General features: G+C 40.4%; 7 protein-coding genes. 2 read left to right on the top strand and 5 right to left on the bottom strand.

The features are described 5' to 3' along the window. Window positions 1-232: 232 nt before the first annotated feature. Window positions 233-1,594, bottom strand: coding sequence for a pyridoxal-phosphate dependent enzyme (locus ACLL8Z_RS07460; protein ID WP_411274142.1), 1,362 nt, complete (start codon window positions 1,592-1,594; stop codon window positions 233-235). A gap of 395 nt (window positions 1,595-1,989) precedes the next feature. On the opposite strand from ACLL8Z_RS07460, the gene ACLL8Z_RS07455 reads away from it, so the two are divergent. Together ACLL8Z_RS07455 and ACLL8Z_RS07450 are read left to right on the top strand one after the other, a co-directional pair. Then, window positions 1,990-3,153 carry a glycoside hydrolase family 18 protein gene (locus ACLL8Z_RS07455; RefSeq protein WP_411274141.1) on the top strand — a complete coding sequence of 388 codons (1,164 nt, stop codon included), beginning with the start codon at window positions 1,990-1,992 and terminating at the stop codon, window positions 3,151-3,153. 28 nt (window positions 3,154-3,181) lie between these two features. After that, on the top strand, window positions 3,182-4,426 hold the full coding sequence (locus tag ACLL8Z_RS07450; RefSeq protein WP_411274140.1) for a DUF5009 domain-containing protein: 1,245 nt from the start codon (window positions 3,182-3,184) through the stop codon (window positions 4,424-4,426). A 99-nt stretch (window positions 4,427-4,525) separates the two neighbouring features. Here the strand turns inward: ACLL8Z_RS07450 and ACLL8Z_RS07445 are convergent, their stop codons facing one another. The 4 genes from ACLL8Z_RS07445 to ACLL8Z_RS07430 all read right to left on the bottom strand — a co-directional run. After that, entirely contained in the window at window positions 4,526-5,392 is an 867-nt protein-coding gene (locus ACLL8Z_RS07445; protein ID WP_411274139.1) for an AMP nucleosidase, read from the bottom strand. Between the two features lie 48 nt (window positions 5,393-5,440). Continuing rightward, entirely contained in the window at window positions 5,441-6,679 is a 1,239-nt protein-coding gene (clpX, locus tag ACLL8Z_RS07440; RefSeq protein ID WP_411274138.1) for an ATP-dependent Clp protease ATP-binding subunit ClpX, read from the bottom strand. Next, window positions 6,679-7,380: an ATP-dependent Clp protease proteolytic subunit gene (locus tag ACLL8Z_RS07435; protein ID WP_411274137.1), complete on the bottom strand. Its 702-nt coding sequence runs from the start codon at window positions 7,378-7,380 to the stop codon at window positions 6,679-6,681. The genes clpX and ACLL8Z_RS07435 overlap by 1 nt, the downstream gene beginning before the upstream one ends. 91 nt (window positions 7,381-7,471) lie before the next feature. Continuing rightward, window positions 7,472-8,697, bottom strand: a 1,226-nt coding sequence (locus tag ACLL8Z_RS07430; RefSeq protein WP_411274136.1) for a trigger factor, incomplete at its 5' end; no start/stop codon positions are given.

Raw genomic sequence — 8,697 nt, 5'->3', positions numbered from 1 at the left:
GATACCAGAATTTATCTGTTATCAGACCCCTTAATGGATATCAATGCGTACTACCAGACTGCGCGTCTTAAAAAGCTGAATAATTAAATGGATTGAATGATTATCCGGACATGACCCGGTAGGGTTCTACTATATACCTGGTAGGGAGATCCTTCGTTCAAATGACATTTTGAACGAAGGATCCCCCTACCAGACCCTAACCAGACCCCGGGTTTTTCCCTCGATGTGCTGTTCAGGCGGAAATAGCATTAATAATATCGTATTGAGTGATAATCTCAATTTTTCCGTCTTCATCCTCGACCAATACCGCCATATTATCTTTGCTTATTATAGATGAAATTTTGTCCACCGATGTGTTCAAATCAATAAAAGGAAAGGAAGCCGTCATGATCTCTTTAATACTTCCCGACTTTAATGCAGGATTTTCGAGAACAGAATTTAATATATCACTCTCAGTTAGTTTGCCAATTATCATTCCCTGCTGGGTTACCGGAATTTGAGAAATATTAAGCGATTTGATTGTATTAATGGCTTCAAGCACCGATTTTTCGCAATCTATTGTGATGATATCCTGACGCTCTCTCCTTGACAAAATTAATTTAGCAGTAAGTTTCTCGTCAGCCAGAAAACCACGTTCACGAAGCCAGTCCTCATTATACATTTTAGCCATATATCTTGATCCATGATCGTGGAAAATTATGACAACAACGTCACCATCTTTAAGCTCATTTTTTAGCTGCATAAGCCCTGCAAGTGCAGAACCCGCTGAGTTACCAGCGAAAATACCCTCCTTTCTGGCTATCTCCCGGGTCATTAGCGCCGCATCTTTATCGGTCACCTTTTCGAACCTGTCAATAACATCAAAATCTACATTCTTTGGAAGAAAATCTTCTCCTATACCTTCAGTAATATAAGGATAGATCTCATTTTTGTCGAACTCCCCTGTTTCCTTATATTTCTTAAATACAGAACCGTAAGTGTCGATCCCCCAAACTTTAATGTTTGGATTTTTTTCCTTTAAGTATTTCCCGGCGCCTGATATAGTACCGCCGGTTCCAACACCAACAACAAGATGTGTGATTCTACCTTCAGTTTGTTCCCAGATTTCCGGGCCTGTTTGCTCGTAGTGAGCCTGGGTATTTGATAAATTATCATATTGATTTGGCTTCCACGAATTTGGAACTTCGCGCTCTAAACGGGTTGAAACTGAATAATACGAACGCGGGTCTTCCGGCTCAACGTTGGTCGGACAAACAATGACTTCCGCACCGAACGCTCTCAGGGCATCAACTTTTTCTTTGGATTGCTTATCTGTTGTTGTAAAGATACACTTGTAACCTTTTATGACCGCTACTATAGCCAGGCCCATTCCAGTATTCCCGGATGTTCCTTCAATAATGGTTCCGCCAGGTTTTAAACGGCCGTCTCTCTCCGCATCTTCAACCATTTTAATTGCCATCCGGTCCTTTATTGAGTTACCCGGATTCGTTGTTTCAATTTTAGCCAATACAGTTCCTTTAACATCTCTGGTAATCACATTTAATTTTACCAGGGGAGTATTGCCTATTGTCTCAAGAATATTGTTGTACCACATGTTGCGAATTTACTGAAATACTTGAAGGATGTTTGGGATATATAAAAACTATGTCGGTGCGTAATATATTCGTATCCCTGGCCGGACACTTTCCCGGATAAACTCTATTTCTCTGTAATTTTAATTTTACAAAAACTTAATTCTTTGAATATTCCATTCGAAATTATTTATATTGAAAACTCATATCCATAGATATAAGAGTGAATTTCCTACCAATATGTTTTTTTAACGGATAATATAAAAGGACCCCTCCCCCTCACAACCTGCTGCCGCTCCAAATGCACGCACGGTCGATCCAAATGAAACATCGTGAAACACAGTCAAAGTGATGTATGACAAAATAAATAAACTCTCAACAGTGAAATAATTTAAACTAATAATAATATACAAATACTATGTTTTCAAAACTATCCCGATCTCTTAGCTTACTTCTGGTTCTTTCCTTCTTTTTTTCAGGTGACAGCTTTTCCCAATCAGCCCGGAAAAAGAAATATGTAATCAATGGATACGTGGGTGGATACCGCGGTACACCCGTAAATATTGATGAGATCGATGCTAATAAATTGACACACATTAATTACGCCTTTGTTAATTGTATAGATAGCATGGCAGTTCTCAGCAATTTAAAAACGGATACGGTAAACTTCAGGTTACTAAATCAGTTAAAGAAGATCAATCCGGATCTCCAGATATTGATTTCTATTGGCGGGTGGACATGGAGTAAGAACTTTTCTGATGCTGTTCTTACACCAACTTCCCGGTTATTATTTGCAAAAACGAGCGTTAATATTTTAAGACAACACAACCTGGATGGTGTGGATATCGATTGGGAATATCCGGGACAGCGTGGTGATAATAACAAATTCCGGCCTGAGGATAAGGTGAATTTTACTTTGATGTTCGTAGAACTAAGGAAAGAACTGGATAATCTTTCGACTGAAACCGGTAAGAAATACCTCCTTACTGCGGCACTCGGAGCTTCAAAGAATTTCATCGCAAACACAGAGATGGATAAGGTGGCAAAACTTCTTGATTATCTGTATTTGATGACTTATGACTTTGGTGGCCCCAACGGAACGGTAGGGCATCACACGAACTTATATTCTTACGGTCAGGGTGGAACAAGTTCTTCAGCAGATCAGGCAATACAAGATTTTATAGCGGCAGGCGTTCCTGCTCATAAACTCGGAATAGGAGTAGCATTTTATGGGAAAGCTGTGGATGCAGCCGGTGTAGAAAATAATGGCCTTGGACAGGAAAGGGTGAGGCCTATCGCAGGAACTCCAAGCGCATCATCCGGACAGGCTGGAGGATATACCAAGCTGAAAGAAAGTGTCATTAATCAAAATGGCTATACCCGTTACTGGGATAAACAGGCTCAGGCCCCATACCTTTTCAACCCTGATAAAAAGGTCTTTATTACCTATGATGATGAAAAGTCAACGAAATTAAAGGCCAAATATGTGAAAAAACATAAACTGGCGGGAGTATTTTTCTGGGAATATTTCAGTGACCCCGAAGAGAACCTTTTAAATGTGCTCGATAAAACTTTAAACTAGTAAAAGACATCTCAATCCAACAAGTCAAATGTCTGATACGCAAACACTGGAAGATACCCCAATAAGCTCTGCTCCAAAGCAAGGCCTTATCCCCCGAATCGCTTCAATCGATATTCTCAGGGCCTTAACCATGGTTCTTATGATTTTCGTTAACGACCTGGGTTCTTTGAAAGACATTCCAGAATGGCTGGGTCATGTAGATCGCGGTGTAGACGGCATTGGTCTGGCTGACGTCGTTTTCCCTGCATTTTTGTTTATTGTAGGATTATCACTTCCCTTTGCTATCGATAACCGGCGAAAAAAGGGCGATACCGATCTGCAGCTTGTAAACCATGCCTTAATACGAACTGTGGCTCTCCTGGTGATGGGCGTATTCCTTGTAAATGGGGAGACATTTAATGCCGGGGCAACAGGAATGGCCCGCTATCTCTGGAATCCATTATGCTGTTTATCATTTATACTGATCTGGAACAGCTATCCTGAAAACTCCAAAAAAACATTGTGGTATATTTTAAAGGGTATTGGCATTGTTACGCTGATCGTGCTGGCATTTCTATACCGCGGTGGCGGCGAAGATGGAAAAGAAGTATATCGATTTTCACCACAGTGGTGGGGCATCCTTGGTTTGATTGGATGGGCCTATCTGGCAAGCTCCATGATAACCATATTTGCGAAAAATCGTTTCCTGCCTTTGCTTATCGGGTGGGTATTCTTTTGCATATTAAGCATGGTTATGAAAGCTCAAATCATCCCCCAGGGCACTCTTTCATTCATTCCAAGCGCTATTAGTGGTGGGACATTATCCGGACTTACAATGGGTGGCGTGCTCGCATCCTGGGTATTCATTTATTATCGGGAACGAAAGGACAATAGAACGATGATCGTTGTCTTCACTGTTGCTGTTTTCCTCCTTGTCGTACTTTCTGTACTGACCAGGCCATACTGGGGACTTGCGAAGCTCGGGTCTACACCGGCCTGGCTGTTTTTGTGTAGTGCCTTTACCTTAGGTACGTTTGTAATCATTTACTGGATAGCCGATGTGAAAGGCAAATCGAACTGGTTCAATCTAATCAGACCGGCAGGAACAGACACTTTACTTTGTTACCTCATGCCTTACTTCGCTGGATTCATCCTGAGAAGTATCTTGAATGTTCAATACCCCGAATGGGTAATTACCGGGGGTGCAGGACTTCTTAAATCTTTCCTTTTCGCACTGCTTTGTGTTGCATTCACCCGTCTGTTTAATAATGCGGGAGTAAGATTGAAATTATAAAACAAAAAATACTAAAATGGATAATCCTGTTAAATGGTCGCCCGGAAAGTCTCAACTGCGAAGATGGGAGTTGATCAGGTCAAATGGACTTATGAGGGCTTAAAACTTCAAGTGTTTCACTGTGAGCCCGTGGTTGATCAATTGTTTCAGGGAATCTATTCCAACTCTTAAGTGAGTCTCCACAAATTGCTCCGTAACCTTTGAATCACTTTCCGCAGTTTTAACGCCTTCCGGAATCATTGGCTGGTCGGAAACCAACAGTAATGCCCCGGTGGGGATCTTATTTGCGAAACCTGTGGTAAAAATAGTCGCTGTTTCCATGTCAACCGCCATAGCACGCAGACTTTTAAGATACTTTTTAAATGATTTGTCATGCTCCCATACACGCCTGTTCGTAGTATATACAGTTCCGGTCCAATAATCACGTGAATGATCGCGGATAGTCGTGGAGATCGCTTTCTGAAGAGCAAAAGAGGGCAGTGCCGGCACCTCTGGCGGGAAATAATCGTTGGACGTTCCCTCTCCCCTTATTGCAGCAATAGGGAGAATCAGATCTCCTATGCTGTTCTTCTTTTTTAATCCCCCACACTTTCCGAGAAACAATACTGCCTTTGGCTTAATGGCCGTTAGAAGATCCATCATCGTGGCAGCCATCGGGCTACCCATCCCGAAGTTGATTAAAGTTATTCCATTTGCTGATACACTTTGCATCGGTTTATCCAACCCTATGATCGGAGCATTGTCATTCCACTCTGAAAAAAGATTAAGGTATCGAGAGAAGTTAGTCAGAAGTATAAATCCTGTAAAATCTGAAAGTACCCTACCCGTATATCTGGGCAGCCAGTTATTTACGATATCCTCTTTGTTTTTAAGTCCAGCCTTTACCGGGGACTCAACTTCCTTTTTTGTCTTTTTCTTTAGTCCTCCCTCAACGGGGTCTTTCTTAACGTCTTTTTCTTCGTTCATAATTTAATTCTGTTAAACAAAGAACCCCCGATTAAATCGGGGGCTCTTTTATGCTACTTTTAATTTCTTAAGATCTGATTTTTCAAATTTGTCTGCGGCATAATCGAGGGTGATGAACAAGTCCTTATTGTTCTTCCCCGAGGGTGTCTCATACATGGCATCGATCATAATTGCTTCACAAATGGACCGTAGCCCACGAGCCCCGAGCTTAAACTCCATAGCTTTATCGACAATAAACTCCATTACATCTTTTTCGAATTCAAGCTTTACATTCTCATATTCAAACAACTTTTTATACTGTTTGATCAAGGAATTTTTTGGCTCGGTAAGGATACTTAATAATGTTTCTCTGTCGAGAGGATTTAAATGAGTAATTACAGGTAAGCGCCCAATTAGCTCCGGAATAAGTCCGAATGACTTAAGATCCTGAGGAGTGATATATTTATAGAGGTTTTTAAGATCAATATTGAGATCTTCCTTGTCAACTTTATATCCCACGGTCTGAGTGCGAAGCCTGTTGGCGATCTTTTTATCGATTCCATCAAATGCGCCACCGCAGATAAACAAAATATTGTTAGTATTCACTGCGATCATCTTCTGGTCAGGATGCTTACGTCCGCCCTGAGGTGGAACATTAACAACGGTACCTTCGAGAATCTTTAAAAGTGCCTGTTGTACACCTTCTCCAGACACGTCGCGAGTAATGGATGGATTATCACTTTTGCGGGCAATCTTATCAACTTCATCAATATATACAATACCGCGTTCTGCCGCTGTAACATCATAATCGGCAGCCTGAAGCAATCGCGTCAGAATACTCTCTACATCCTCACCAACATAACCTGCTTCCGTAAGAACAGTTGCATCACAGATACAAAATGGCACATTCAATACCCGAGCAATTGTCTTAGCTAAAAGAGTTTTTCCTGTTCCTGTCTCACCAACCATAATAATGTTTGATTTTTCAATTTCAACTTCGTCTTTACCGATTTTCTGGTTTAGGCGTTTATAATGATTGTAGACTGCAACAGATAATATTTTCTTAGCCTGATCCTGACCAATAACATACTGATCGAGATGGGTTTTTATCTCAACGGGCTTAAGAAGCGTTTCGAAAGTTTGCGAGGACTTTGTTTTACGGACATTAAGTTCTTCTGCGAGTATTTGATTTGCCTGAGCTACGCATTTATCGCAGATGTGAGCATCTAATCCTGCTATCAGCATCAACGTATCCTGCTTTCCTGAACCGCAGAACGAACACTTAATATCTTTATTTCCTTTACTCATTATTTTTTGTCTCCGGTTCCAACTAACACCTCATCAATCATACCATATTCTTTGGCCTCATTAGCGATCATCCAATAATCACGGTCTGATGCTTTCTCCACCCACTCATAAGCCTGTCCTGAATGCTTTGCCAGGATATCGTAAAGCTCCTTCTTCAATTTAAGCATTTCTCTCAAATTTATTTCCATGTCTGAAGCAACACCCTGAGCACCGCCTGATGGCTGGTGGATCATTACCCTTGAATGAGGTAATGCCGCACGCTTGCCCTTAGTACCGGCACATAACAATACTGCAGCCATCGATGCGGCCATACCAGTACAGATAGTAGCTACATCAGGCGTGATATACTGCATTGTATCGTAAATACCAAGACCTGCGTAAACCGAGCCGCCTGGAGAATTTATATAGATCTGTATATCCCTTTTTGCATCCGTAGATTGAAGGAATAATAATTGAGCCTGAATAATATTTGCAATGCCTTCGTGTACAGCATCACCAAGAAAAATAATGCGATCCATCATTAAACGTGAGAACACATCCATTTGTGCTACATTTAATTGTCGCTCCTCAATGATATATGGTGTCATGGCACTTGGTAAAGAAGCATTATTTACCCGACCTATAAAACTGTCTACATGCTGGCTGCCAATGCGATGATGCTTTACTGCGTATTTCCGGAATTCGTTTCTATCAATGTTCATATTGAAAATTATAATTTAAGGTATGAGTTATTTTGTAATTTTTAATTAATTCAGAATAATTAGAACCAATAACCCATATTTAAATCATCGGCTATTTCAATTCTAAAAATTTATTATATTCTATTTCTTTGGTATCTAAAGTGACCACACTCTTCAGATAATCAAACACATGCTGCGCCTTAACCTCTTCGAAAATACGGTTTGCATTTTCTTTGTCCTGCAAAAACTGAGCTGTATATTGTCCCAGCTGTTCTTCTGTGAGGGGCTGAGGACTGTACATGCGGAATTGTGCATCCAAACGCTTCTTTGCAGTTTCAAAAACCTGATCGTATTTTATCTCCAGCTTATTGTCTTTAATAATCCTGTTTTCAATCAGGGTCCATCTCAAATTGCGTGCAAAGTCGTCATATCCCTGCGCCAATTCTTCATCGCTTAGCTTTTCGTTGGTAGCTTTCAACCATTTTTTCAAAAATTCATCAGGAAGTTTCATCGTAACCTTTTCCAATCCAAACTTCAGCATATCTGCCTGCAATTTCTGGTCTGCATTCTGAACCATCATTAACTCCAATTCCTCTCTGATCTTATCTCTAAACCCTTCTTCAGTCTTAACCACATCTGCACCAAATAATTTATCAAAGAACTCCTGATTTAAATCACCCTCCTCTAAACGGTTAATATTTTTAATATTTAGACGGAATTTTGATTTCAAATCTTGCGCATCTTCCTCCGGAATATTAAGAAGTTTAGCTACAATAGTAGCGTTACTTTCAAATGCTTTCTGAATATCAAATTCCAGAACATCGTCTTTCTTCAATCCGATAAGTGATGTTCTAATCCCGGCATCTGTTACCTGATCTAAACGTATGGATACCGTGTTAGTTATCCCACCTTCAAAAACAGAACCATCAGCAGAAAGCTGCGTTAATTCCGCGTACAAAACATCATCATCTGCCGATACGTCAGGATTTGACATTTTGCCATAAGATTTACGCAAATTTGTAATACGGGATGCCAGAGTTTCCTCGTCAACTTTAACTTTATAATGAGTGATTTTATCCTTAGATGAAAAATCAAGGTTAAATTCAGGAGCTAATCCTAATTCATAAATAAACTCGAACTCGTCTGTGAAATCCCAATTAAAATCTTTGCTGTCATCAATTTTGGGAAGTGGCTGGCCAAGGACCTCCAGCTTATTCTCAGTGATGTAATTATTTAGAGTATCGTTAAGGATATTATTGATCTCTTCAACCAAAATATTCTTTCCATACATTTTCTTTATGTGAGACGCCGGCACCATACCTTTACGAAATCCCGGAA

It is taken from the genome of Daejeonella sp., from assembly GCF_046590655.1.
Classification (GTDB): Bacteria; Bacteroidota; Bacteroidia; order Sphingobacteriales; family Sphingobacteriaceae; genus Daejeonella.
The sequence above is the reverse complement of the archived record's forward strand: the minus strand, read 5'-3'. Positions and strand labels throughout refer to the sequence as shown.

Bases quoted from the DNA above. Each gene is read 5' to 3' on its own strand.
- ACLL8Z_RS07460 (WP_411274142.1), bottom strand. From the start codon at position 1,594: ATGTGGTACAACAATATTCTTGAGACAATAGGCAATACTCCCCTGGTA.
- ACLL8Z_RS07445 (WP_411274139.1), bottom strand. From the start codon at position 5,392: ATGAACGAAGAAAAAGACGTTAAGAAAGACCCCGTTGAGGGAGGACTA.
- clpX (WP_411274138.1), bottom strand. From the start codon at position 6,679: ATGAGTAAAGGAAATAAAGATATTAAGTGTTCGTTCTGCGGTTCAGGA.
- ACLL8Z_RS07455 (WP_411274141.1), top strand. From the start codon at position 1,990: ATGTTTTCAAAACTATCCCGATCTCTTAGCTTACTTCTGGTTCTTTCC.
- ACLL8Z_RS07435 (WP_411274137.1), bottom strand. From the start codon at position 7,380: ATGAACATTGATAGAAACGAATTCCGGAAATACGCAGTAAAGCATCAT.
- ACLL8Z_RS07450 (WP_411274140.1), top strand. From the start codon at position 3,182: ATGTCTGATACGCAAACACTGGAAGATACCCCAATAAGCTCTGCTCCA.